A 24,553-nucleotide genomic window follows, 5' to 3' on the forward strand; every position below is an offset into this window, starting at 1 on the left:
GAATCGTTTGAAATATGCATTATTCCGGATATAACAGAATCTGCTCAGCGAATCGTGCTGACTGCCATGAGAGGACCTCAAGGTCCCCATTGAGGAGAGGATCGGATGGTTGCAAAGTTCACGTCAGTTGCAGTTGCGGTCTGCATTTCGGGTGGGCTCTGCGCCCCCGCCCTGGCCCAATCGAGCGGGGGGCTGCCCGCCTCCCAGATTCCCGATCTCGTCACGCCCACCAACGGGATCAATCTCGGCAGCACCAGCTTCGGGGATGGCTTCAGTACCCTGAAGCCGGGCGTGACGGTGCTGCAATATGTGCGGTACAACGACTCCAATTCGATGACCGACGCCAACGGCAATGAATCCTCCTCGTTCCGCAATCCGCGCATCAAGGTGTTCACCACCGTTACCCAGATTTCGGTTGCGAGCCCGTGGGATATCAACGGCAACCGGATCGGATTCGACGTGCTGATCCCCGTCACCTCGATCAACGGCAAGTTCGATCCGGGAGGGCCGCAGTTGGTGGACAATGGCACCGAACTGGGAGATGTCACCTTCGGGCCGTTCATCCAGTTCAAGCCGATCATCAAGCACGGCCGCCCTGTCGCGTCGTTCCGGGTGGCACTGAACGCTATCGCGCCGACGGGCGGGTTCGATCGGAAGCACGATCTGAACCAGAGCAGCGGCTATTGGTCGATCGTTCCCTATGTCGCCTGGACCATATTGCCCGCCAAGGGCTGGGACATTTCCGGCCGCACCCAATATCTTTACAATTTCAAGACCTCCCGGATCTCCAATCCGCCGACGATCCCGGGTTTCACCTTCCGCGACGGCCAGGCCGGTCAGCTGATCTACAGCAATTATTCGGTTTCGCGCGAAGTGGCACGCGGGATCAGCATCGGGGCGGCAGGCTATGCCGTGCAGCAACTGGATAATGACCGGATCAACGGCATCCGGCTGCCCGATACGAAGCGATCGGCGCTGTATCTGGGCCCGGGCTTCCAGATCAACCGGCTGCCACGCTGGACCATCAACGCGAACATCTATCTGCCGGTGACGACCCGCAATTACGCCAACGGCCCGCAGTTCAACCTGCAGGTCATCGTCCCGGTCCTGTAACTCGCCTCAAACACAGGAAGCGTGCCATGCACAGCATCGCTACACCGCTGCCGGACAGCGCCTCGCATCCCGAGGCGAACACCGGAGCATTTTCCGGCGTTCTCCTCGCCCTGCTCGCCTGTCTGCCGATCGCCGGCACCCTGCTGGTCGCCCAGGTTCTGCCGCAGATGGAAGCCGCGTTCCCCGGAACGCCGGATCTGCGTGCCCGGGTCTCGATTGCCCTTACCGTTCCGGCGCTGATCATTGCGCTCTGTTCCTGGGGTACGGGATGGCTGGCGGACCGGCTGGGCCGCCGCCGGCTGCTGGTGGGATCGCTCTTCTTCTACGCGGTCTTCGGGTTGCTGCCGCTGGGCCTGCACAGCCTGGATGCGATCATCGCCGCACGCGCGGCGATGGGCGTCGCCGAGGGCGTGATCATGACCTGCTCTACCGCGCTGATCGGCGACCTTTATTCCGGCCCCCAGCGCGAGCGGCTGCTCTCGCTGCAGACCGCCTGCGGATCGATGGCGGCGGTGGGATTCGCGATCATCGGCGGCGTGCTCGGTAATTTCGGCTGGCGGACGCCGTTCGCCGTCTATGCCATCGCCCTGCTCGTTCTGCCGCTGGTCGTGATGTTCGTTCCGACCGATCGACCGGCCGCACGCACGGCGGCCCCGCGCGACAACGCCAACGCCGATCCTCTGCCGATGGGGCCGCTGCTGGCGATCTGCGCCGCTACCGTGGTCATGTCGCTGGCTTTCTATGTAGGGCAGATTCAGACGCCTTTCCTGCTGAACGCCATCGGGCAGGTAGCGCCGTCCACCGTGGGTCTGGTTTCTGCGCTGACGAACATCGCAGTCGTTGCCGGAACCGCCTGCTTCCCGATCGTCCGCCGCTACGGCCTGCCTCAGGTGAGCCTCGGCACCTTTCTGTTCCTGGCGGGCGGACTGGCAATCGCAGCAATGGCTACGACCCATACCACCGTGGTCATCGGCCTTATCATCGTCGGATTGGCCGGCGGCATCGCGCTGCCGACACTGCTCAATGGCGCCATGGCGCTGCTGAGTTTCCGCCAGCGGGGTCAAGGCACCGGCCTGTGGCAGTCGAGCTTCTGGGCCGGCCAGTTCGCTAGCCCGATCCTGGTCGTCGTGTTGACCGGCCTTTCGGGTTCGCTCCACAGCGCCGTTGCTCTGTGTGCAATCGGCACGCTGTGCCTCGGCACTGTTCTCGCGCTGGTACTGCCTCGCAACGGATGAGGTGGCTGACGATAGCCTTCCACTGTTCCGCCCGGCACCCCAAGCGATCCTTATCTTGGCGAAAGCGGGGATTGACGTGACCCCAGTGTTGCATCCAACGGCGACCAGAGACCGACCGGCGTTTGACCCTGTCCCGGAAATACCTCCGGCCAGAACGAGAGATCCGGCGCTTCATCGGCCGGGGTTAACCCCGGCCGATGAAGCAAATTCGGCCGGTGTCATGAACCCCAGGGATGTGTGAGGTCGGCTGTCGTTGAAGTCCGCCCGCCACGCTTCGATCTTGGCCCTGGCGTCGTCCAATGACAAGAACCAGTGCGTGTTGAGGCATTCATCGCGCAGGCGGCCGTTGAACGACTCCACGAAGGCATTGTCGGTCGGCTTGCCGGGCCTGCTGAAGTCCAATGTCACCCGGTTGATGTACGCCCAATGGTCGAGCGCCCGGGAGATAAACTCCGGCCCATTGTCCACGCGGATCTTGGCGGGCGAAGATCCGGGGTCGAACAGCAGGCGGTCGAGAACGTCGACCACCTGCTCGCCCCGGATGCCCTGATCAACCCGGATCGCCAGGCATTCCCGTGTAAAGGCATCGACTACGGTCAGCGCGCGGAAGCGCCTTCCGTCGAACAGAGCGTCGGACACGAAGTCCATCGCCCAGATCTCGTTCGGTCCTGAGGCCAATGGCCGCTCCACCCGGCGCGCCGCCATGGCGTGCCGGCGCGGGCGTTTCGCCCGCAAATTCAATCCCTCCAGTCGATAAAGCCGATGGATGCGCTTCACGTTCACCGGCCAACCCTCGCGCCGCAGAAGCACATGGATACGGCGATAGCCGTATCGAACGCGCGTCTCGGCAATCTCCTTGATCCGCTTGCGCAGTGGCGCCTGGTCAGCGCGGATGGACTTGTAGCGATGCGTCCTGCGGTCGAACCGGAGCACGGCGCAACCGCGCCGTTCGCTCACGCGGAACCGGTCCTGAACCCAGTGGACGATCTCCCGAAGCCGGCCAGGCGCTACACTTTTTTTGACAGCACCTCCTGGAGCATCGCCTTGTCCAGCGACAGGTCTGCCACCAGCCGCTTGAGCTTCTGGTTCTCGTCCCCAAGCTGCCGCATCTTACGAAGTTCCGACGGCCCTAGGCCGCCATACAACTGCTTCCATCGGTAGAACGTCGCTTCCGAAATGCCCATCTTCCGGCATACCTCGGCCACCGGCGTCCCTACCTCCGCTTGCCGCAACGCAAATGCAATCTGCTCGCCCGTGATGACGTGCGCCCCTGAAATGTGACCGCGAGAAGGTAGAGTCCGACGCAAAGGAGTCGGACGGATATGAAGCGCAGCAGGTTCAGCGAAGAGCAGATCATCGCGATCTTGAAGGAGCAGGAAGCGGGCATGGCTACGGCGGATGTGTGCCGTCGCCACGGGATCAGCTCTGCGACATTCTACAAGTGGAAGTCGAAGTACGGCGGGCTGGAAGTATCCGAGGCACGCCGGTTGCGGGCGCTCGAGGAGGAGAATGCTCGGCTGAAGAAGCTGCTGGCCGAGGCGATGCTGGACAATGTTGTGCTGAAGGATCTGGCGTCAAAAAAATGGTGACGCCCGGCGCGAAGCGGGAAGCGGTCGCCCATGCTCGTGAACATCACGGTCTGAGCGAGCGTCGGGCGGAGCAGCCCAAGGTTCCGGCGATGCGGAGCATCGTTGGAAAGGCTGCGGAGGGGTGCAGTCTGGTTGGCGTGAGCCGCAGGGTGATCCGGTATCAGCCGACCAGGGGCGATGATGCGCCCTTGCGGGCGCGGTTGCGCGAGCTGGCGGCGGAGCGCCGCCGGTTCGGCTATCGTCGCCTCGGCTATCTTCTGGCGCGGGAGGGCATGACGCCTAATCACAAGAAGCTGCGGCGCATCTACCGCGAGGAGAACCTGCGGGTCCGCCGTCGCGGCGGCCGCAAGCGAGCCTTAGGCACGCGGGCGCCGATGCTGTTGCCAGACGGGCCGAACCAGCGCTGGTCGCTGGACTTCGTATCCGACACGCTGACGTGCAGCCGTCGCTTCCGCATCCTGTGCGTGGTCGATGACTACACGCGGGAATGTCTCGCTCTGGTAGCCGACACGTCGCTGTCGGGCGTTCGAGTCGCGCGCGAACTGACGCGGTTGATCGGGCTGCGCGGCAAGCCGCATACGGTGGTCAGCGACAATGGCACCGAGCTGACCTCGTCGGCCATCCTGCGCTGGTCGCAGGAACGGCGCGTCGAATGGCACTACATCGCGCCGGGCAAGCCGATGCAGAACGGCTTCGTCGAAAGCTTCAACGGGCGGTTGCGCGACGAATGCCTCAACGAGACGCTGTTCACGTCGCTGGCGCACGCCCGCTTCGTGCTCGACGCCTGGCGGCATGACTACAACCACGTCAGGCCGCACTCGAAACTGGGCGGGAAGACCCCCGCCGAGATCGCCGGCCAAGGTGTCCGGGGGCATGCCCCCGGACACCTTGGCATCCCATCAAGCAACCATCATGAAGGAGCGAGACTCTACCTCTGACTGGTAACAATCTGGGGCGCACGTCAGGTTCAACACCACCAGAACAGGTAAGCCAGGGAATAGCCGCAGGGAAATGGCTGCTTCCAAAACTTTGGAAAGTCTCCGCATGTCAGAGATTGGGCGGCAGTGGCGGTCGAAAGCGCCGCAGCAGTGTCGGCCGGCCGCTCACGATTTGCCGCCCGGTGCTGATCGGAGCGACTTGCGGCTTGTTCTGCAGAGTGATCTTCGTTTGAATCACAATGTGGCAGCAGCGATCTTGGTAGGATCGCTGCTGCCGTCGAGCGGGGGCGCTAGTCCGAGGGAAGCGCCCAGCTCATTGCGAACGGATAGTTACCTTCCGTCGCTTGACCGGCTGCATCCAACGCGGGTGCGAACTTCGCCCGTCGCGACAGGATGTCGCACGTGGCCAGGCGCAGGGACTGATGCACTGCAGTCGAAGTCGGCGCAACTTCGCAACCACTCACCAGCCCCTGCGCTGAGACTTGGAGCTCCACCTGCACGCGGCCCTCCTGCTCCATGCGAAGCGCTGAATCCGGATAGTCGTCGATCGTGAACAGTTGCGCTTGCGGGGTGAGCAGCCTTGGCTTCGTTGCCATGGGCTTGCCCGATCCGGGATTTCTCCGCGCCAGCTCGGTCGCGCACCGCCTGAGAAGGCGCAATTGCTCCCCGCTGTTTTTCGGGGCGATCTTGAACTGCCCATTCTCACTTCGCGTATCCACGATGAACCCGCTGCCCGCGTAAATCCTGTCCAGATCGCGATCGTAGAGTCGCCGGGTTGCCTTTCGCGTCGCGTCCACCCTGACATGGAAGGCTATCGGGTTGAGCCGATCGACCAACTCCCCATCCGCCTTGAACGGCCTTAGCCACGTGCCCATGCTCGGTTTGCCCTCGCCTTCCGCCAGCGCGCTGCCTGAGAATTGAATCCAGGTTTGATTGAACACGGTGACGGCGAGGGCGACCTCAAGCCGCTTGCCGGCATGCTCGTCGGAGCCCAGCACTGTCGTGCAACCCAGTGGGCCACGTGCGATGCCACCGCCAGGCCAAGCCGCCCAAGGGCTGGTCTTCTCCGGCCAACCCTGCGCCTGCGCCTGGGCTGGGGAGATTAGGACGATCGACGAGAATAGAACAATCAGTTGCTTCACAGCTCCCCCGAGCTCTGCATTCGACTGATTACGATGGCTTGCAGGTCGACGCGGGTCAATGGGCGTCGCTGCAAATGGCAACGTTCTAGGCCCTGTTGACCAAATTTGGCAACCACCGGCGGATCGCAGCGAGATTGAGGAAACTGGCGAACGACAGCGCGGTCTTGTCGTAGCGGGTGGCGATGCGGCGTTGATGCTTGAGGTACCCGAACATGCGCTCGATGCGATTGCGGTCCCGATATCGACGGAAGTCGCAGGCGATGGGTTCGCGCCGGTTGGCCTTTGGCGGGATGATCGGCAGAATACCGCGCATCAACAGGTTTGCGCGGACCACATCGCCGTCATAGCCTTTGTCGGCCAGCAGCGCGTTGGGCTTGTTGACCGGTAGCGCCATGAGGTCCTCGACAGCGCCGTAGTCCGACGCTTCACCGCCGGTCAGGAGGAAGCCGAGAGGACGTCCCTGATTGTCACAGCAGGCGTGGACTTTGCACGTAAAGCCGCCGCGTGATCGACCAAAAGCCTCCTTATGAGTCCCCCTTTAGCGCCCGCTGCCGAAACATGGCGGCGGACCGTGGTGCTGTCGATCATGTGCTGCCAGTCGTCGGTCAGCCCGAACTCGACCAGCGTGGCCAGCATCGCATCCCAGACGCCTTGTTCGGCCCAACGCCGGAACCGCACATAGACCGAGTTCCACTTGCCGTAGCGTTCGTGCACGTCCCGCTAGGGACAACCAACCCGCAGCACATGCAGCATGCCGTTCAGCAATCGCCGATTGTCATGCGAGGGGCGCGCCTTTCGGCCGCGCTCGGACGGTAGCAGCTCTTCGAGCACCGCCCATTCCGTCCGTCAGATCCCCACGCGCCATTGCCGCTCCCTGCAAAGAGCAGCCTTGAATCAGAGATCAGCCAATTTGGAAATCCACTTTGTCAACACGGCCTAAAGTCGGACAAAGTCGTACGCCGGGATGAGGAGCGACACAGCCGATCCCTGTCTCTGCCTATCGCGCCCTGCTCGTTATTCGAAATGAGAGATAGACCCCATGACCGTTATAAGCGGGGTTATGCGCGACGATCCCCGCGCCGTTCGATACATGGCTTATATGATAGCCGGCTTCGAATGCGAGGCGGTCGTTGAGCTTGACCATCGCACCCGGTCCGGCCCGCAGAAAGCCGTTGAAGCCGGTGCCGCCGGGCGGGAACTGCACGCCGTGCGTCCAGAGCATGTTGACGGATCCGTCGACGAACAGCCGGACCCTGTCGAGCCGCAACAGGTCGATTCGCGCTTCCGCGCCGCCATTGAACCCCAGGACATCGACATTGCGCGCCGGGGCCGTGGAGAACGGCTCGTCAGTCGAGCCCTTCGCATAGGTAATCCCGCCACCGGCGCGAAGCTCGAGCGGGCCCTGCAGCGTCCAGGCGCGTTGCACCTCGAGCGTCGCCAGGCCGATGTCGCGGAAGTCGCGGTTAAAGTCATTGCGTGGCGCATTGTACTCGGTGCGCACGACCCAGCTTCGTTCGTCGACCGAGAAGAACCCCTTCTTCTCGATACCGGCCGCTTCCTGCGCGGCTGCCGGCGTCGATGCCGCCAGCGCGGTCAGCGCCGCCGCGGCGGCTGTTCGCGCAAGGAAGGAAGAACGGCCAGTTGCTTGCGGCCGATAAAGATCGACAATCCGATGCATGACACTTCCCCTGGACCCGGACAGGAGGCGACCGGGTGCTCGCAGAAGCGATAGGATTTGGCGGTAAGTACAACATTGCTTCGCGGTAACGGAGTGTGCCGGCCGCCTTGGCGCTTACAAAAGGTTACAGAGGCACATTCCAGCGTTGCATTCGGCGGGAAGAAGAAGCGCATCCTTCTTGCGGAGTGAAAGCGTATGATCTTCGAGATAGTCGTCGCCGGCGCACGTCATGCGGGCGTGGCAGCGATGCTGCTGACGTCTTCCGTTGCGATTTCGCAGCCGGCTGCTGCTGCCCCGGTGCAGGTCTACCGAGCCGTACCGCGCGTGGTGGTGGTCGATCGGACCCGCCCCGGCTGGTGGCGTGGTCGGCCGGAATTCACCGTCTATGCCGGTCCGCGCCGAGGCTATTACTTCGCACCCGGCTATGGCTATTATCTGCCGCCGCGCGGGGTGTATGGCCGGGTCTGGGTGGCAGGAGTCACGTTGCCGCCGCCGATGCGGCGCTATGTCGTCGTCGAGCCGCGCGTCTATGGCCTGCGCGTGCCGCCGGCGGGCTATCGCTGGTATTATGCCGGGGATCGGATCGTGCTTGCCGCGATCGCCACGGGCATCATCCTGGAGTCGGTGCCCGGCGGCTGGTAGCGACGCGTTCAGCGCGCCGCGCGGGGATAGTGCAGCACTACGCGGAGCCCGTGCGGCGTCGCCTGCTCGAACCGCACCGATGCCCGATCGCGGCCGGCAAGCGCGCGCACGATCGCGAGCCCCAGCCCGGCGCCGCCGGTCTCGCGACTGCGCGAGGGATCGAGCCGCTGGAACGGCAGGCCCAGCCGCGACAACGCCTCTGCCGGCACGCCGGGGCCGTCGTCTTCGACGGTGATCGCGACTGAAGCCTCCACCGCCGCCGCCGTTACGACGACGCGGTTGCCGTGGCGCAGCCCATTGACGATCAGATTGTCGAGTACCCGTCGCAGCGCCAGGGGCGTCGCGGCGATGGCCAGTTCGTCGGGCACCGGCGCCAGGGTAACCGCGTCGCCGAGCTCCGCATGCGCGGCGACGATTTCGCCGAGCGCGGGTGCCAGCGCCACGGGCTCGGGTCGCGCCGGTGGTGCGCTGTCGCGGTCGGCGAGGAACAGCGTGTCGTCGACCAATGCGGCCATCTCGTCGAGGTCGCGCACGGCCCGGTTGCGCTGCTCGCCATCCTCGATGAACTCGGCGCGCAGCCGCAGCCGCGTGAGATAGGTGCGCAGGTCATGCGCGATCGCGCCGAGCACGCGGGTGCGCTCGCCGACCAGCGCGCGGATCTGCGCCTTCATCTCGTTGAACGCGGCGGCAAGCGCGCGGATCTCCCGCGGCCCCCGCACCGGCAGATCCGGCGCGTCGAGATCGTCCGCGAACCGGCGGACGCCTCGCGACAACCGCCCCAGCGGCCGCGTCGTCTGCCGTACCGCCAGCATCAGCGCGCCGAGCAGCACCAGCGCCCCCGCCGCACCGACCACCGCCCGGCCCTGGATATAGGCGCGCAGATCGTCCGAGGGCTGGCTGGTGAGCAGCAGGATCTTGCCGTCGCGCAAGCCGATCGCCACACGGATCGGCGCCAGAAAGCGGGCCGGTCGCGCCGCATCGCCGATCCATCGCCCGATCCGCGGTCGCCGCCCGTCGACGCTGACCGCGCGGCCGTTCGCGGCGGCCCGATAGCGCGCGGCGAGCCCCTCCAGTTCGTCCGAAGACCGCCAGCGTGGCGGAAGCGCGGACGCCAGCGACAGCGAATAGAGGCCGCCGTCGAATGCGCCGATCAGCGCGCTCCGCTGTGCTGCCGGCGCGCGATCGAGCGCATCGGCGATGGCAGCCGCTTCCGCCGGTTTCGGCAGGCCATAGGAGCGGCCGGAATCGGATGATCGGGGCAGCACCACCGCCGCGATCACCAGCTGGACCAGCAGGAAGCCGATCAGCAGGATCGCCGCCAGGCGCAGCGAAAGATTCGATCCGATGCTCATAGCCGTTCCACCGCGAGGGTGAACTGGTAGCCGCCGCCGCGCACCGTCTTGATGATCGTCTCGCCGCCCGGCGCGCAGGCGAGCTTGCGGCGCAACCGGCTGAGCTGGACGTCGATCGCCCGGTCGAACGGTCCGGCGCTGCGGCCGCGCGTCCAGTCGAGCAGCTGGTCGCGGTTCAGCACCCGCTGCGGATGGGTGGCGAAACAATGGAGCAGGTCGAACTCGCCGGCGGTCAGTTCGATCTCGCCGCCGTCCGGCGTGGACACCGCCCGCGCGCCGACGTCGAGCGTCCAGCCTCCGAAGCGGTAGCGTTCGGTGGGAATAGGGGCGTGCACCCGGTGGCGCGCGCGCGTCCGCCGCAGGATCGCGCGCACGCGGGCAACCAGCTCGCGCGGGTTGAACGGCTTGGCGAGATAATCGTCCGCGCCAAGCTCGAGGCCCACGATGCGGTCGACATCGTCGCTCTTGGCGGTGACCATCAGCACCGGAATCTCGCCGGCGATGTGCAGGCGCCGGCAGAGCGAGAATCCGTCCTCGCCCGGCAGCATCACGTCGAGCACGGCAAGGTCGACCCGGCGACGCGCGTTGAGCTGATCGAACTCGGCCGCCGTCCGACATCCCACCGCTTCGAAGCCCTCGCGCTGGAGCAGGTCCACCACGAGCGCGCGGATTTCCCGGTCGTCCTCGACAACGGCGATGCAGCTGGTTTCCATGGCGTAGCAATAGCGCCGCCCGCGCCGCAGGTGAACGCGGCGAGGCGCCGCCGTTACACTCTGTTACCCTTCGTCACCCGGGGGTCGCAGCGGGATTACAGCCGCCCGCTATCCCCGATGCCAGCGGCGACTTCCGTCGCCTGTGCAAGGAGTGACACGATGTACAAGCATGTTCTGGGCTTCGCCGCGCTCGCCGCGGGGCTGGCGGCTGTGGCCATCCCGGCCGAGGCGCAGGTGCGCCGCGGCCATGCCGTGGCGGGGCGGAGCGCTTCGGGGCAGGGCTTTGCCCAGTGGCGATCGGCCACGCGCGCGCCCGGCGCGGCGACGGTTCGGCGTGGCCTGCAGCTGTCCGACGGACGCGGCTATCGGCACGAACGGAGCCGCGACTATGGTCCGGGCCACTTTTCGGCGGATCGCAGCACCCAGTTCAACAACGGGCGCGGCGCCACCACCGCGCGCGACGCGAGCTGGGGTGACGGCAGCTTCAACGGCAGCCGCACGACCACGCTGAACAACGGCGACAGCTATCGCCGCACGACCAGCGCCACCAACAACGGCGACGGCACCGCAGGCTATACCAGCACCTTCACCGGCCCGCAGGGCGCCACCCGGACGGTGAGCGGCACCGTGCCAACCCGTCGCTGACTCTTATCCCCTTCGGCCGCGCCTTCAGCCCCTGGGCGCGGCCGCCCCCACGCTTTGAGGCCTTCATCGCATGAAGACGTACCTGTTCCTTCCGATCGCCCTTCTGATGGCGAGCCCCGCACTGGCGCAGATGCAGCGCGATCCCGGCGCCGCGCTGGCCAATGCCGATACCAATGGCGACGGCGTGACGACCCGCGAGGAGTTCCGCCAGTCGCGCGTTGCCCGGTTCGACAAGGCCGATCGCAACCATGACGGCGCAGTGAGCCACGATGATTTCAAGCGGCTCGCGCGGTTCCGGCCCGACGCCGTCGAACGGCTAGACGCGCTGATCGCCGAAGCCGATGCCGATCACGACGGCCGCCTGACCCGCGACGAACTCGCGCGGGCGCCGATGCCGATATTCGATCGCGCTGACGCCGATCATGATGGCAGGGTGACCCAGATCGAACTGACCGCGTTCAAGGCCAAGGTCGCCGCGCTGCGCGATCGGCGCTGATCGTCCCTTCCGCGGCGTTGGTGACGATGGCATGATCGCGCGCGATCGTCATGCCCGAGCGCCACCTTCTCCGCCTCGCCGCGATCTGGGTCCTCTGGCTAATGGTGGCCCTGATCACCTCGGCGCAGACCTATGTCGCCGGCCTCACTGCCGGAACGGCCCAGCCATGGCGTGTGGCGTTCGCCAACGGTATCCTTTGGTACGCGCCCTGGGCGGTGCTGACGCTGCCGGTGGTGGCGGTGGCGCGCCGCTTCGCGAGCGAGCGGCGCGTGCCGCTGTTGGCGGCGGTCCATCTGGCGGCAGGCATCTGCATCGCCGTCCTGCACGCAGCGCTCTACACAATGTTGAACGCGGTGATCTACGGCAGGACGGCATGGGCCGCCTGGAGCACGGAGCTGCTGCTGCGCAAGCTGACGAGCACCGTTCACGTAAACCTGATGATCTATGCGATCATCGTCGGCATCGTGCTCGGCGCCCGTGCCTATCGCGCGCTGCGCGACCGCGAAGTCGCCGCGGCACGCCTTCAGGCGCAGCTTGCCGAGGCGGAGACGGCGGCGCTGCGGGCGCAGTTGCAGCCGCACTTCCTGTTCAACACGCTCAACGCCATCTCCGCCCTGGTGCCCGACGATCCGGTGACAGCGCAGCGGTTGATTGCGCGGCTGGGCGATCTGCTGCGGTTGTCGATCAACGAGCGCCGCACGCAGCAATGCTCACTCGCCGACGAGATCGAATTTGCCGACGCATACGTCGCCATCGAGGTGGCGCGGCTGGGCAACCGCCTCCGCGTTGTCCGGCATGTTGACCCCGAAGCGCTTGCGACGCAAGTGCCGGCGCTGCTGCTCCAGCCGCTGGTGGAGAATGCGGTGCGCCACGGCATTGCGCCGATCGTCGCGGGCGGGACGATCGACATCCATGTCGAGCTGCTGGGCGATACGGTCCGGATCGTCGTGGCCGATGATGGCGCGGGCGCGGGCGCGGTTATCGAAGGGGTCGGGCTGGGCAATGCGCGTCGGCGCCTTCGCCGGCTATACGGCGAACGGCAGTCGCTGGATATCGAGAGCGCACCGGGGAGCGGGTTCCGCGTCACGCTGATGGTCCCGCGATGATCCGGACACTGATCGTCGACGACGAGCCGCTCGCGCGCCGCGCCATTCGTGCACCGCTGGACTTGCAACGCGATTTCGAGGTGATCGGCGAGGCAGGGCATGGCGGTGCCGCCATCGCGGCGATCGAGGCACTGCGGCCCGATCTCATCTTTCTCGACGTGCAGATGCCCGAGATGAGCGGGTTCGACGTGATCGAAGCCGTCGGCGTGGATGCGATGCCGCTGATCGTGTTCGTGACGGCGTTCGACGCCTACGCCCTCCGCGCCTTCGGGGCGCAGGCGCTCGATTATCTTCTCAAGCCCTTCGACGATCTTCGCTTTGCCAGGGTCCTCGATCGCGCCCGGCGGCAGCTTGCCGCCACGAATGGGCGCGGGGATCGGCTGCGATCGATGCTTCGGGCGCTTGGCGAGGCGCCGAGGCTGGTAGTCCGGTCCAACGGGAGCGTCCGGCTGGTCCGGCTCGACGAGATCGACTGGATTGCGGCGGCCGGTGACTATGCCGAGGTGCATTGCAACGGGCGTGCGGTGCTTCTCGGCGAGTCGATGGCCGCGCTGGAGCATAGCCTCCCACGCGAGGCATTCGCGCGCATCCACCGCTCGGCGATCGTGCGCCTCGACCGCGTGAGCGAGATACGCTCCGGCGCCCATGGTGACGGCACGGTGCGGCTCGTCTGCGGTACGGAACTGCGATTCAGTCGACGATACCGGCAGGCGATCGACGTTTATTTGCGGCGCTGATCCCGCCTGCCGATGCGGCGGTCCCGCTCGGCGACATCGCGTTGCCTGCGCAAACCCTTTGGGGCCGGATGCCGATGTACCGGAACGGGAGGGGTGAACATGGGCTGGGCGAAAGATCCGTCTGTGCGGCGTCGGCTTCTGGCGGTGGCGCTCGCGCTGGCCGCTTTGTTCTCCACCGGCCTGTCCCGGGCGCAGCCCGCTGGCCCGCGGGCGATGATCAAGCTCCGCGTGGACAGTAGCCCCGCCCCGCGCGCGACGATCGCCGACATGGCGTGGATCGAGGGACATTGGATCGGCGAGATGCCGGACGGCCCGGTGGAGCATGTGGTGCTCAGCCCCCGCTTCGGCCACCTCCCCGGCTTCGTACGGGCGCTCGGCGACCGAAGCCCGGTGTTCTACGAGATCAGCGTATTCGCCGAGGCGGGCGATTCGCTGACGGTGCGGGTCAAGCACTTCACGCCCGAGCTTGCCGGCTGGGAAGCGCAGTCGGGCTATGTAGACCGCCCGCTGGTTGATCGCGATGCGACCAACTTCTACTTCGACGGCATCACCTTCTCGCGAACCGGGCCGGACAGCTTCACCGTCTATTTCCTCAATCGCGCGGACGGTGAGGAACGCGAGACGCTGGTGATTCCGTTCCGCCGCAAATCCGCGTCCGTGCCCAGCCAGTCCGGCGTCCCGGCGGGCACCGTGCAACAGCAGGGGCGGCTGATCACCGAGCAGCTGCGATCGGCGAGCTTCGGCGGGAGCAGGATCGGCATCTCCCCGATCCGCAACCTCACCGTCTATCTGCCGCCCGGCTATTCGCAGCCCGAGCGCCGCTTCCCCGTTCTCTACTATCTTCCCCACTTCTTCGAGGATCATCGCGAGCCCTTCGCCAGCCATGGTGCGAAGGAACTGCTCGACGCGGCGATCCGGGAGCATATGATCGGCGATGTGATCGTCGTCGTCGCCGACTTTTCCACGCCCGCAGGCAGTTCCTGGTACGTGAACTCGCCGGCCACGGGAAATTGGGAAGACTGCATGGTGCGCGAGTTGGTGCCGCATGTGGACGCCACCTACCGCACCCTCGCCAGCCGGAACTCCCGCGGCGTGGTCGGCGACGGTGTCGGCGGCTACGGCGCGATCCGCTTCGGGATGCGCCATCCCGAGCTCTTCGGCGTGGTGTATGGCATGAATCCGGTGGGGACCGGGCCGAGCATCCAACCGTCGCACAGTCGCCCCGATTTCGACCTGCTGGCGCGCGCGCGATCGCTCGACGACCTGGGAGATGACGGCTACTCGCGTATTTTCACGTCGATCTACCAGGCTTTTTCGCCAAACCCCAACCGGCCGCCGCTCTATTTCGATCCCCCGGCGCGGCGGGCGGATGGCCGGCTCGTCGTGGACAGCGCCATCACCGCGCGGTTCCAACAGGCCTTCTCGCTCACCGAGCTGCTGCCTGCCTATACGGACAATCTGAAGTCGCTTCAGGGTTTCAAGTTCGACTGGGGGCGGCAGGATATGATCGCCGATCACGTCTATGGCGCCCAGGTGCTATCCCATCGCCTGGCGGAGTTCGGCGTAGCGCATGAAGCCGAGGAACATGGCGGCGGCTTCGGCGATCGGCATTGGGGCGAACAAGGGCGCTTCTACACCGACGTGCTGCCCTTCTTCGCGCGCACCCTGCTGTTCGGCCCGCCCACCACGGTGGAGGATCGCGTAACTGCCGCGCACGAACGAGTGCGCGAGGCAATGATCGCGAACGACCCCGGCATGCTCGCTGCGCTTTATCGCGCCGATGCGAAGAGCATGCTCGACTATCAGCCCGCGCTGCAGGGGGCGGCGCAGATCGCCGCCTATCACAGCGCCATGGGGAAGCGGCGGCGGGTGACCGGCTATGTGCCCGTGGCCAACGAAATCCTCGATCTTGGGAAAGCCATTGTCGAAACGGGAACGTTCACGATCAGCTGGTCGCTCGCGACCGGCGCCACCGAGGAAGAGCGAGGCAAATACTTTCATGTGTGGGGCGTGGAGCCGGATGGCAGCCTGCGGCTCAAATCCGACGTCCGGGGGTATTTCCGTCGCTTGCCCGATCCTGCCGCCTTCTTCGTCGATCTGCCAAAGGGCCATCCATCAGCCGAGCGCCCCTCCGCCGCCGACCCGGCGCTTGAACGCACGCTGCGCGCCAGGAACGAGCGCAACGCCGTCGCAGTCCGGACCCACGACGCGGAGACGCAGATCGCCGACTATGCCGAGGATGCAGTGGTCATGCCGTTCGCGGACACCAACAAGACCGGCATCGCTGAGATCCGGCCCTATCTGCTCGCCTACACGGAGCGCGGCCGGGGCGTGACTTTCGACTCGGTGCGCGTCTGGAATGTCGGCTTCGAAGATTTCGGTGCCTATGTGATCGAGTACCCGAAATTCCAGGTAAACTGGCGATCTTCAGACGCTTCTGGCGTCGTGAAAGGGGGTGGCCTGCGCCTGTGGCGCCGCCGGGCCGACGGATCGCTTGCGCTATTCAGGCAAATCGGCACACACGACTATCGGTGAGTCACATCGGTCAGGCTGAAACTCGCCAAGCTGCCGGATCGAAAGACCGTCAAGCTGGCGATCCTCATTACGCCCGAACTGCACCGGCGGCTGCAGGACTATGCTGCGCTATATGCCGAGACCTATGGGCAGAAGGAGGCGGTGACGGATCTGATTCCGGCAATGCTCGCGTCCTTTCTGGATAGCGATCGCGGCTTCGCGCGTGCGCGCAGCGTAACCCGGTGAAGCGCAGGGGGTAGCGAAACCGCTTCCTCGTTTGAACAGATACTCAGGCGGCAAGACGGTTCAGTCGAGCGGCGGTATTGGGGGGGGGCCTGAGCCGGCCTCCAATCAGTCCCCTCGGCTTTTCCGCAAACGGGCCAGCGCCAAATCCCCGTCGTCCGGGCTGAGCGGGGATACCATCGCAGGCTGAACTCTGCACTGGCGGTGAGGGTAATATATCCGCTATGCTAGATATATGGAAAACGAATCGGCCATCGCTGCGCTGGGGGCCCTTGCCCAAGGAACACGCCTCGACGTGTTTCGCCTGCTGGTGCGGCACGAGCCGAACGGCATGGCGGCGGGGGAGATCGCTCGCCAGCTGGAGGTGCCGCAGAACACCATGTCGGCGCATCTCGGTATTCTCGCACGCGCCGGCCTGATCCGCTCCGAGCGGCAAAGCCGCTCGATCATCTATCGCGCCGACCTGGCGGGCTTGCGCGCGCTGACGCTGTTCCTCGTCAAGGATTGCTGTGCGGGCAGCGCCGAGTTGTGCGCGCCGCTCGTCGCCGAACTCGCCCCCTGCTGCTGAAAGGACGTGCCATGGCCGTCGATATCATCATCTATCACAACCCCGAGTGCGGCACGTCGCGCAACGCACTCGCCATGATCCGCAATGCCGGCATCGAGCCGCATGTCGTCGAGTATCTGAAGACCCCGCCTTCGCGGGCGATGCTGGTCGACCTGATCGCCCGCGCCGGGATGCGCCCGCGCGACCTGCTGCGCGAAAAGGGCACCCCCTACGCCGAGCTGGGCCTGGACGACCCGTCGCTGTCCGACGATGCGCTTCTGGACGCGATGATGGCGCACCCGATCCTAATCAACCGTCCCCTGGTCGCCTCACCGCTGGGGGTGAAGCTGTGCCGCCCCTCCGAAGCCGTCCTCGACCTGTTGCCGGCCGCCCAGCGCGGGGCGTTCGCCAAGGAGGATGGCGAACAGGTGGTCGATGCCGCCGGCGAACGGGTGCGCTGACGCCATGTCGACGGTTTCCCCTACACTGGACGCAGCACCTGCGCGTCCCGGCATCGGCACCTTCGAGCGCTATCTGACGCTGTGGGTGCTGCTCTGCATCGCCGCCGGCATCGGGCTGGGGCAGTTGCTGCCTGGCGTCTTCGCGTCGATCGCGTCGGCCGAAGTCGCGCGCGTCAACCTGATCGTCGCCGTGCTGATCTGGCTGATGATCATCCCCATGTTGCTCAAGATCGACTTCGGCGCGCTCGGCTCGGTGCGGCAGCACTGGAAGGGCGTCGGCGTCACGCTGTTCATCAACTGGGCGGTGAAGCCCTTCTCGATGGCGGCGCTGGGCACGTTGTTCATCGGCTGGCTGTTCGCACCGCTGCTGCCGGCGGGGGAGGGGCCTTCCTACATCGCCGGCCTGATCCTGCTCGCGGCGGCGCCCTGCACGGCGATGGTGTTCGTGTGGTCGAACCTCTGCGAGGGGGACCCGACTTACACGCTGTCGCAGGTCGCGCTGAACGACGTGCTGATGGTGTTTCTCTTCGCGCCGCTGGTCGGGCTGCTGCTCGGCGTGGCGTCGGTGACGGTGCCATGGGACACGCTGCTGATCTCGGTGCTGCTCTACATCGTCGTGCCGGTGATCGCCGCCCAGTTCGTCCGCCGCGCCGTGTTGGCGCGCGGCGGGCAGGCGGCGCTCGACCGGCTATTAGGCCGCCTCGGTCCCGCGTCGCTCGTCGCGCTGCTGGCGACGCTGGTCCTGCTGTTCGGCTTCCAGGGCGAGGCGATCGTCGCGCAGCCTCTGGTGATCGCGCTTCTGGCGGTGCCGATCCTCATCCAGGTCTATCTGAACGCCGGTCTCGCCTACTGGCTGTCCCGCCGGTTCGGCGTGGCCTGGTGCGTGGCCGCACCCGCGGCGCTGATCGGCGCGTCCAACTTCTTCGAGCTGGCGGTTGCCGCCGCCATCTCGCTGTTCGGGCTCAAATCGGGTGCGGCGCTGGCGACGGTCGTCGGTGTACTGGTCGAAGTGCCGGTGATGCTGTCGGTCGTCTCGATCGTAATGGCCTCGCGAGGATGGTATGAGCGGGGAGCTGCTGCCTGATGCCGCTACGCACGCTGGAAGATCCGGACACGCTGCCGGCACTCGATGCCGCCTTTGTCCATTCCAAGCCCGCATCGGGCCTGGGGCTGCTCGATCCCGCGCCCCGTATCCTGTTGCTCTACGGCTCGCTGCGCGAACGCTCCTTTTCGCGCCTGGCGGTCGAGGAAGCGGCCCGCCTGCTGCGCCTGTTCGGCGCGGAGACGCGCATCTTCGATCCCTCCACCTTGCCGCTCCCCGACCAGGTGCCCGGCGACGATCACCCGGCGGTGCACGAACTGCGCGAACTGGCGCTGTGGTCCGAGGGCCAGGTCTGGTGCAGTCCCGAGCGGCACGGCCAGATCACCGGCATCATGAAGGCGCAGATCGACCATCTGCCGCTCGAAATGAAGGGGATGCGCCCGACGCAGGGGCGGACGCTGGCCGTCATGCAGGTGTCCGGCGGCTCGCAGTCGTTCAACGCGGTGAACACGCTGCGCTTGCTCGGCCGCTGGATGCGGATGTTCACCATCCCCAACCAGTCCTCGATCGCCATGGCCTACAAGGAATTCGACGACGCAGGCCGCATGAAGCCATCGAGCTATTACGACCGGATCGTCGACGTGATGGAGGAACTGGTGCGCTTCACCGTCCTGCTCCGTCCGCACACGCCGCAGCTTGTCGATCGCTATTCGGAACGAAAGCAGGCGGGCGTCGCCATCGATCCGGCCGCTGATCTGTCGAGCATTGCCATCGCGCCACAGGGGAAGCGGGCGTGAGCGCCGTGTCCGTGCGACCTGCGACGATAGCCGATGCCGCTGACGAACACGCCATCTATGGCCCGTCGTCGAGCATAAGGCGATTTTATTCGAAGAGGTGCCGTCGTCGATCGACGAGATGGCTGCCCGTATCGACGCTATGTCCACGGCGTGCGGGTGTGCGGACCCAGATCGTAACGGGCTCGTAGCCGACTATGCCTTGGTCGAGAAATGATATGTTTTCATTTCATTCTGCGATCTATGATACGAAAACGTTTCAATCTAATTGACATGCGCCGGGGAATGTGATCTCTTCCCGTATCAATGGATGCAAGTATGATATGTTAGGGGATCATCGTGGACGCGCCGTCAGCGACCCTCCAGGAAATTGGTGAGCGATTGCGCGAGGCCAGGCGGACCGCCGGACTGACGCAAGAACAGGTAGCGGACTTGGCTGGCATCTCGCGGCCACGCTACCGGGATATTGAAACTGGAGTTGCCGCCGCGCGTGCTACGACGCTGATGAATGTTGCGCGGGCCCTTGGGCTTGAGGTGATGCTGGTGCCACAAGCGATGATACCCGCCGTGCGCGCGTTGCTGCAGCCTCAGCACGACGAGGATCTAGCTGCCTTCGTCCCGCAGGGGGATTGAAGGTGACGCAGGTTCCGCAGGCCACCCAGTCGCTGGATGTCTTCCTGAACGCGAGGAAGGTCGGCGTGATCGTCCGGACGCCAGGCGACTTCAACGCATTCAGCCTTGACCCCGCCTATCGGGCCACCGGCGGTTACCCGATCCTCAGTCTGTCTTTCCGCGCAGCGGCAGGGGGGCTGCGAAGGGATCCGAAGCCCTTGGCCGGTGCGCTGCCTGCCTTTTTTGCGAACCTGCTTCCAGAGGACAAGCTGCGGGACGCGATGGAAAGGCATCATGCCGGGGCGGTCCGTCCGGGCAATGATTTCGACCTTCTGGCGGCCCTCGGCACCGATCTGCCGGGCGCGGTGCGGGTGATCCCGAGCGAGGGCTTCAACGTCGCACGGCCGGAGGCAGCAGCGAGCACGCCCAAGGCGCGCTTCTCGCTTGCCGGCGTGCAGATGAAGCTGTCGGTGATGAAGAACACCGGCAAGGGAGGCGGCCTGACCATTCCGCTCGAAGATGGACAGGGCCAATATATAGCCAAGTTTCCGTCGACCGCATTTCCCGGCGTGTCCGAAAACGAGTTGGCTAATCTGGCACTGGCGGCGGCCATTGGCATGGACGTGCCGGCGCGCGAACTGGTCGACAAATCGGATTTCGACGGAATCCCGGAGGACTTCGATACCTTGGCCGAGGGCAAGGTCCTGCTGATACGGCGCTTCGACCGCGGACCATCGGGCGAAAGGATCCACATCGAAGATTTCGCCCAGGTGTTCGGTGCCTATCCGTCGCGGAAATACGATGCCGCGGCCTATCACGACATCGCCGCTGCCTTGGGTGTGGCGATCTCTCCGGCGGCCGCGCTCGAATTCGTACGCCGACTGGTGTTGGCCGTGATCACCGGCAATGGCGATATGCACCTCAAGAACTGGTCGCTAATCTATTCCGGCGACGGCAACCTTGCCGCGCTGGCGCCAATCTACGACGTGCTGTCGACCGTCCCCTATCTCCCAGCGGACACTCTCGCGCTGTCGCTAGGTGGCGAACGTTCGTTCAAGGCGCTGACGGCAGATCGCTGGAAGGTCTTCGCAAATCGCGCGCGCCTGCCCGAACCGGCGGTTCTCGAAGCCGTGGTGGAGACGGTGGCTCGCGTCCATGCGCACTGGTGGAAGTTGCCGGAGCGTGAGGTTGTTCCGTTGAACGTCCTTGAGCGCATCGATGCGCATGTCAGAGCGATGACCCCGATCCTCGAGGCATGCGGCAAGCGCTGATCCACTTCGTCCGGCATGCGACGCGATCTCGCGAGCGGCACCGCTTAGAAATCACTCTGCCGGAACATGTATGACCGGCGCTGAATAATTGACCCTGATCGCCCGAAAAGCGCGCCGCGAATCACGTCCAAAAAGTACCAAAAGGGTTCAAGGGGCGAGGGTTCGTGTCCGGGTTTCGGACCAGATTTTTTGGTGGGCCACGAAGGGGCCACGGATCGCAGGCTCCGCCAAAACCCACGTTTTTCTGCGGGCTGCAGCGCCCGATGTGAGTCCTGTAAGCGCACCATTTCCGGTCAAAAATGGGCACTGACGTGGACCTACAACGACCACATCATTGCACAACTACGCTGGTGCGGAGGTCGTCCACCACATCACGTCAGTTCGGTCGCGCGCGGTTTGCGCCATTCGTGTCAGCGGACCGGACATGGCAATCGAGGGTTGAACTTCCGCCGCGTCGCCCAGCTTCTTGCCGCCGAGCTTCGACAGGTCGGCCGGCTGGTAGAGGACATAGTCTGGGAACGCGGGAGCGGTGCGCTTGACGGCGGGGTAGGGGCCGGTGCCTGCGGTGTCGGGCATCGCCTCATAGGCTTGCTGCGAGGTTTGCATGGCATCGGCGCCCGCCATGCCCAGCGATCCCATGAAGAGGAGCGTCGCCATCGTTGCTGCCAGCATCATCGCACTTCCCCTCCGAACGATTGATTTTGTCCTATTGTTATACGCGACAACTATCTCGGCGTCACGACCAGAAGCGAGACGCCCTGCCGCGGCAATTGGAATCGCGTCGTTGAACCCGCCAGGGCCGTCGGCGCCGGGTCGATCGTCGCCAGTGCCGCGGCCTTTATCAGCGCCGTGCGCTGGGCATCGCTGGGAGCGATCGGTGATCCCATGGCGCGCCACGCGGCGAACGCGTTTGAATGCACTTGGTCGATCCGATAATGCATCACCCGCGCCCCCCGCGCGAACGCTGCCGACAGGCCGCTAAGCTTCAGCGTCACTTCGGCTTCCGGCCCCGGTACGTCGTCGTCAAGATAGTGCCAGACGAGGATCGACAGCGTGTCGCCTTCCAGGCTCGCGATACTGCCGACGTCGGGGACGCCGCGCACACCCTCTTGCAACACGATATCGAGCGGCACCTGATGGTCCGATGCGGCGTGGACATAATGGCCGCGCATCTTCGCGAGCAGTTTGAACAGGTTCATCACCGGCAGGTCGATGCCGGCGGAGGTGAGCTGGCGGAAGCCGGCGAAGGGCGGCTGGTCCTCGAACTCGAACGCCCAGGACAGCACGCCTTCCAGCGTCAGGCCTCGCCGGGCGGCGAGCGCCTGGAGGCGCGGGAGTGTCGCGGCGGTGTAGCTCGAATACATCGTGCCGTTGCGATAGGCATTCGCCGGGCCCTGGCAGGCAGCGCAGCCTTCGGGATCGGACTCGCCGATGATGATCGGCTTGGTCCGGCCCACCGGATCCGCGGCGATCGTGGCGAATTCATGGTCGGCAGCGCGAAGATGCGTGTCGAGACCCATACGGACATAGCTGCCCAGCGCACCCGTCACCACCACCGGCTGCCCCTTGGCATGGAAGGAGAGAAAGTCGGTGGGCGTGCCGGCGGCCTTCACATGGCCAAGGAAAGCGGCGAGAAAGTCGTCGCCGGCACCTGCGCTGTCCGGGCCGCCAACGCGCGCCTCGGGCAGCGCCCGCCGCACGCCGCGGATCGCGCTGTCGTGCAGCCGAAAGAACTCCTCGCGCGTGCCGCCCCAATAATATTGCGGGAGATTGGCCTCGTTCCACGTCTGAAAATACCAGCTGGCGACTTCGGTGCGGCCATAGCGCGCGACGCAGTGGCGCACCCACTGGAACACCAGTTCTTCCCATTTGGCATAGTCGCGGGGCGGATAGGCCCAGCCGGTGCGAAGGGTGCCGCTGCCGGGACGCCAGTCGTGCTGGTAAGGTTGGGGCTTCGTAGACATTGCCTCGGGCATGAAGCCCAGCTCCACATAGGGCTTCACACCGCGCGCCCGATACGTATCGAAGATGCGGTCGACGATCATCCGGTCGTAGATCGGGCGGCCTTGCGCATCCTCACGGTAGATGCCGGTCGAGCCCCATTTGAGGGCCGGCGTGCCGTCGCCTGAGGTGAACAGGTTGTGCGTGCGAAAATAGACCTGGTTCGGCAGCAGGGCGCCGAGGGTGGCGAGCGTGGTGCGCCCGTCCTTCATTGTCGCGTAATTCGGTTCGTCGGCACCGAAAAAGCGCCAGACCGGCCGCACCGGGCCTTCGTCACGCGCAGCGTCGACTTGGATGGTGACGGCGATCGGCTCTGGATCGGCAGCGGCCGCGCCAGGCAAAACGACTGCCGCTGCGGCGAGCGATAGGAGCAGCGGCTTCACTTGGCCTGCTCCAGCCGCACGATCTTGCCGCCCTTCATCACGAAGCGCACCGCGCGCACCGTCTGAATGTCGCGCGTTGGATCGCCGGCGACGGCAACGAGATCGGCGAGCAGGCCCGGCCTTACGCTGCCAAGCCTCGCGGCCTCCCGGGCCCAGCGCGCGTTACCCGACGTCGCCGCCATCAGCACGTCCGACGGGCGCATGCCCGCAGCCGCGAGCAGCACCATCTCCCGGGCATTGTCGCCGTGCGCATAGACGCCGACGTCGCCGCCCATGCAGATCGGTACCCCGGCCCGGAGTGCGAGCCTAAAACTGTTGCGGTTGACGCGGACTGCAGCGGGCGCGGGCTCCGCGCCATTCCAGCCGCGATAGCGCGAGGTTGCGTCCGAGGCGGCAAGCGTTGGGCAGAGCGCGATTTTCTTCGCGGCCATCGCGGCAAAGATCTGGAGGGTGCCGCCATAGCCATGCTCGATCGTATCGACCCCCGCTTCGACCGCACGACGCATCCCTTCGGCCGTCGCGGCGTGCACCGCGACCGGTCGCCCGGCGTCGTGCGCGGCGGCGACGGCGGCCTTGATTTCTTCGAGGCTCAGCGTGGGGCGACTCTCTTCGCCCGCGCGCCAGCGATAATCGGCATAGAGCTTGATCCAGTCGGCGCCCGCGGCAATCTGTCGGCGTACGGCGGCGACCATCTGATCGGGACCGGAGACTTCCTCCGCCCCTTGAGGCACCGCGACGCCTGGCTCAAACCCTTTGGGCCCATAAGCGCCGAGAGCGACGATCGCGCGTGTCGCCACCTGCAACCGCGGCCCCTCGACGATTCCTTGGTCGATCGCCGTCTTGAGCCCCACATCGGCATAACCGGCGCCCTCGGTCCCGAGGTCGCGCAGGCTGGTGAAGCCGGCGAGCAGTGTCGCGCGTGCCTGTGCCACGGCACGCGCAGTGCGTAGCGCCAGCGGCTCGTGCAGGACCTGATCGTCCCCGTTCGCCTCGTTGTACGGGTGAAGGAAGAGATGGGCGTGGCCTTCGATCATGCCGGGCATCAGCGTGTCGCCATCGAGCGCGACCACGACGGCATCCGACGGCACGGCGAGGTCCGGCCCGACCGCGACGATGCGTTCCCCGCGCACCAGCACCTCCCAACCGGGATGCGCCTGGCCGTCGACCGCGTCGAACACCGCCATGGGCTTGAGCAGAATGGGAGGTGCCTCGGCCTGCTGCGCGCCTGCCGCGCTGCCCAGGGCGAATGCCGCCAGAACCGCAAACCAGTGCTTGGCCATTCGCTCCCCCCATTCTAGT

24 protein-coding genes and 1 pseudogene are annotated in these 24,553 nt (G+C 65.7%); 16 read left to right on the forward strand and 9 right to left on the reverse strand.

What is annotated here, in order from left to right; all coding sequences use genetic code 11:
• Window positions 1–105 precede the first annotated feature (105 nt).
• The gene (locus tag ACX40Y_RS09690) at window positions 106–1,113 is read left to right on the forward strand and encodes a SphA family protein (protein WP_459119349.1); all 1,008 of its coding nucleotides are present in this window, start codon (window positions 106–108) and stop codon (window positions 1,111–1,113) included.
• Window positions 1,114–1,139: 26 nt separating this feature from the next.
• On the forward strand, window positions 1,140–2,348 hold the full coding sequence (locus ACX40Y_RS09695) for an MFS transporter (RefSeq protein WP_459119350.1): 1,209 nt from the start codon (window positions 1,140–1,142) through the stop codon (window positions 2,346–2,348).
• 171 nt (window positions 2,349–2,519) lie between these two features.
• On the opposite strand, the gene ACX40Y_RS09700 is transcribed toward ACX40Y_RS09695, so the two are convergent.
• Window positions 2,520–3,607, reverse strand: a protein-coding gene (locus tag ACX40Y_RS09700) for an IS3 family transposase (protein ID WP_459119552.1) whose coding sequence is annotated in 2 segments (ribosomal slippage) — window positions 2,520–3,370 and window positions 3,370–3,607 — 1,089 coding nt in all. Because the reading frame shifts where the segments join, the coding sequence is not laid out codon by codon here.
• A 63-nt stretch (window positions 3,608–3,670) separates the two neighbouring features.
• Here ACX40Y_RS09700 and ACX40Y_RS09705 point away from each other — a divergent pair.
• Window positions 3,671–4,875, forward strand: a protein-coding gene (locus tag ACX40Y_RS09705; protein WP_459119351.1) for an IS3 family transposase whose coding sequence is annotated in 2 segments (ribosomal slippage) — window positions 3,671–3,923 and window positions 3,923–4,875 — 1,206 coding nt in all. Because the reading frame shifts where the segments join, the coding sequence is not laid out codon by codon here.
• Window positions 4,876–5,165: 290 nt separating this feature from the next.
• On the opposite strand, the gene ACX40Y_RS09710 is transcribed toward ACX40Y_RS09705, so the two are convergent.
• The 3 genes and pseudogenes from ACX40Y_RS09710 to ACX40Y_RS09720 all read right to left on the reverse strand — a co-directional run bounded on the left by ACX40Y_RS09710 (window position 5,166) and on the right by ACX40Y_RS09720 (window position 7,695).
• Window positions 5,166–6,017, reverse strand: coding sequence for an energy transducer TonB (locus ACX40Y_RS09710; RefSeq protein WP_459119352.1), 852 nt, complete (start codon window positions 6,015–6,017; stop codon window positions 5,166–5,168).
• Window positions 6,018–6,102: 85 nt separating this feature from the next.
• Window positions 6,103–6,882: pseudogene (locus ACX40Y_RS09715) on the reverse strand (IS5 family transposase).
• Between the two features lie 132 nt (window positions 6,883–7,014).
• The gene (locus ACX40Y_RS09720) at window positions 7,015–7,695 is read right to left on the reverse strand and encodes an acyloxyacyl hydrolase (RefSeq protein ID WP_459119353.1); all 681 of its coding nucleotides are present in this window, start codon (window positions 7,693–7,695) and stop codon (window positions 7,015–7,017) included.
• 195 nt (window positions 7,696–7,890) lie between these two features.
• Between ACX40Y_RS09720 and ACX40Y_RS09725 the strand changes: the two genes are divergently transcribed.
• Window positions 7,891–8,337 (forward strand): RcnB family protein, encoded by a 447-nt coding sequence (locus tag ACX40Y_RS09725; protein WP_459119354.1) that lies wholly within the window; start codon window positions 7,891–7,893, stop codon window positions 8,335–8,337.
• Window positions 8,338–8,345: 8 nt separating this feature from the next.
• Here ACX40Y_RS09725 and ACX40Y_RS09730 read toward each other — a convergent pair whose 3' ends face one another.
• Window positions 8,346–9,689: an ATP-binding protein gene (locus tag ACX40Y_RS09730; protein WP_459119355.1), complete on the reverse strand. Its 1,344-nt coding sequence runs from the start codon at window positions 9,687–9,689 to the stop codon at window positions 8,346–8,348.
• Window positions 9,686–10,402 (reverse strand): response regulator, encoded by a 717-nt coding sequence (locus ACX40Y_RS09735; protein WP_459119356.1) that lies wholly within the window; start codon window positions 10,400–10,402, stop codon window positions 9,686–9,688. The genes ACX40Y_RS09730 and ACX40Y_RS09735 overlap by 4 nt, the downstream gene beginning before the upstream one ends.
• Window positions 10,403–10,561: 159 nt before the next feature.
• On the opposite strand from ACX40Y_RS09735, the gene ACX40Y_RS09740 reads away from it, so the two are divergent.
• The 12 genes from ACX40Y_RS09740 (at window position 10,562) to ACX40Y_RS09795 (ending at window position 20,870) form a co-directional block, all read left to right on the forward strand.
• Window positions 10,562–11,047, forward strand: a complete 486-nt coding sequence (locus ACX40Y_RS09740; protein WP_459119357.1) for a hypothetical protein — start codon at window positions 10,562–10,564, stop codon at window positions 11,045–11,047.
• A gap of 70 nt (window positions 11,048–11,117) precedes the next feature.
• Complete coding sequence (locus ACX40Y_RS09745) at window positions 11,118–11,543, forward strand: EF-hand domain-containing protein (protein WP_459119358.1); 426 nt, start codon at window positions 11,118–11,120, stop codon at window positions 11,541–11,543.
• A gap of 50 nt (window positions 11,544–11,593) precedes the next feature.
• Complete coding sequence (locus ACX40Y_RS09750) at window positions 11,594–12,649, forward strand: sensor histidine kinase (RefSeq protein ID WP_459119359.1); 1,056 nt, start codon at window positions 11,594–11,596, stop codon at window positions 12,647–12,649.
• Entirely contained in the window at window positions 12,646–13,386 is a 741-nt protein-coding gene (locus ACX40Y_RS09755) for a LytR/AlgR family response regulator transcription factor (protein ID WP_459119360.1), read from the forward strand. The genes ACX40Y_RS09750 and ACX40Y_RS09755 overlap by 4 nt, the downstream gene beginning before the upstream one ends.
• A gap of 123 nt (window positions 13,387–13,509) precedes the next feature.
• A complete protein-coding gene (locus ACX40Y_RS09760) occupies window positions 13,510–15,921 on the forward strand; it encodes a DUF6265 family protein (RefSeq protein WP_459119361.1) in 2,412 nt (803 codons plus the stop codon).
• 15 nt (window positions 15,922–15,936) lie between these two features.
• On the forward strand, window positions 15,937–16,146 hold the full coding sequence (locus tag ACX40Y_RS09765) for a DUF2274 domain-containing protein (protein WP_459119553.1): 210 nt from the start codon (window positions 15,937–15,939) through the stop codon (window positions 16,144–16,146).
• Window positions 16,147–16,378: 232 nt separating this feature from the next.
• Window positions 16,379–16,711 (forward strand): ArsR/SmtB family transcription factor, encoded by a 333-nt coding sequence (locus ACX40Y_RS09770; RefSeq protein ID WP_459119362.1) that lies wholly within the window; start codon window positions 16,379–16,381, stop codon window positions 16,709–16,711.
• An 11-nt stretch (window positions 16,712–16,722) separates the two neighbouring features.
• Window positions 16,723–17,151, forward strand: a complete 429-nt coding sequence (arsC, locus tag ACX40Y_RS09775; RefSeq protein WP_459119363.1) for an arsenate reductase (glutaredoxin) — start codon at window positions 16,723–16,725, stop codon at window positions 17,149–17,151.
• A gap of 4 nt (window positions 17,152–17,155) precedes the next feature.
• Entirely contained in the window at window positions 17,156–18,235 is a 1,080-nt protein-coding gene (gene arsB / locus ACX40Y_RS09780; protein WP_459119364.1) for an ACR3 family arsenite efflux transporter, read from the forward strand.
• Window positions 18,235–18,990: an arsenical resistance protein ArsH gene (arsH, locus tag ACX40Y_RS09785; RefSeq protein ID WP_459119365.1), complete on the forward strand. Its 756-nt coding sequence runs from the start codon at window positions 18,235–18,237 to the stop codon at window positions 18,988–18,990. Before arsB ends, arsH begins: the two co-directional genes overlap by 1 nt.
• Before the next feature lie 336 nt (window positions 18,991–19,326).
• On the forward strand, window positions 19,327–19,620 hold the full coding sequence (locus tag ACX40Y_RS09790; protein ID WP_459119366.1) for a helix-turn-helix domain-containing protein: 294 nt from the start codon (window positions 19,327–19,329) through the stop codon (window positions 19,618–19,620).
• Window positions 19,621–19,622: 2 nt separating this feature from the next.
• The gene (locus tag ACX40Y_RS09795) at window positions 19,623–20,870 is read left to right on the forward strand and encodes a type II toxin-antitoxin system HipA family toxin (RefSeq protein WP_459119367.1); all 1,248 of its coding nucleotides are present in this window, start codon (window positions 19,623–19,625) and stop codon (window positions 20,868–20,870) included.
• A gap of 342 nt (window positions 20,871–21,212) precedes the next feature.
• Here the strand turns inward: ACX40Y_RS09795 and ACX40Y_RS09800 are convergent, their stop codons facing one another.
• The 3 genes from ACX40Y_RS09800 to ACX40Y_RS09810 are packed head-to-tail and all read right to left on the reverse strand — an operon-like array spanning window position 21,213 to window position 24,534.
• Window positions 21,213–21,545 carry a hypothetical protein gene (locus ACX40Y_RS09800; RefSeq protein ID WP_459119368.1) on the reverse strand — a complete coding sequence of 111 codons (333 nt, stop codon included), beginning with the start codon at window positions 21,543–21,545 and terminating at the stop codon, window positions 21,213–21,215.
• A 50-nt stretch (window positions 21,546–21,595) separates the two neighbouring features.
• Window positions 21,596–23,254, reverse strand: a complete 1,659-nt coding sequence (locus ACX40Y_RS09805; protein ID WP_459119369.1) for a GH39 family glycosyl hydrolase — start codon at window positions 23,252–23,254, stop codon at window positions 21,596–21,598.
• Window positions 23,251–24,534, reverse strand: a complete 1,284-nt coding sequence (locus ACX40Y_RS09810) for a metal-dependent hydrolase family protein (protein ID WP_459119370.1) — start codon at window positions 24,532–24,534, stop codon at window positions 23,251–23,253. Before ACX40Y_RS09810 ends, ACX40Y_RS09805 begins: the two co-directional genes overlap by 4 nt.
• Window positions 24,535–24,553: the final 19 nt, after the last annotated feature.

The sequence above is a fragment of the Sphingomonas sp. RS6 genome (genome assembly GCF_054489705.1).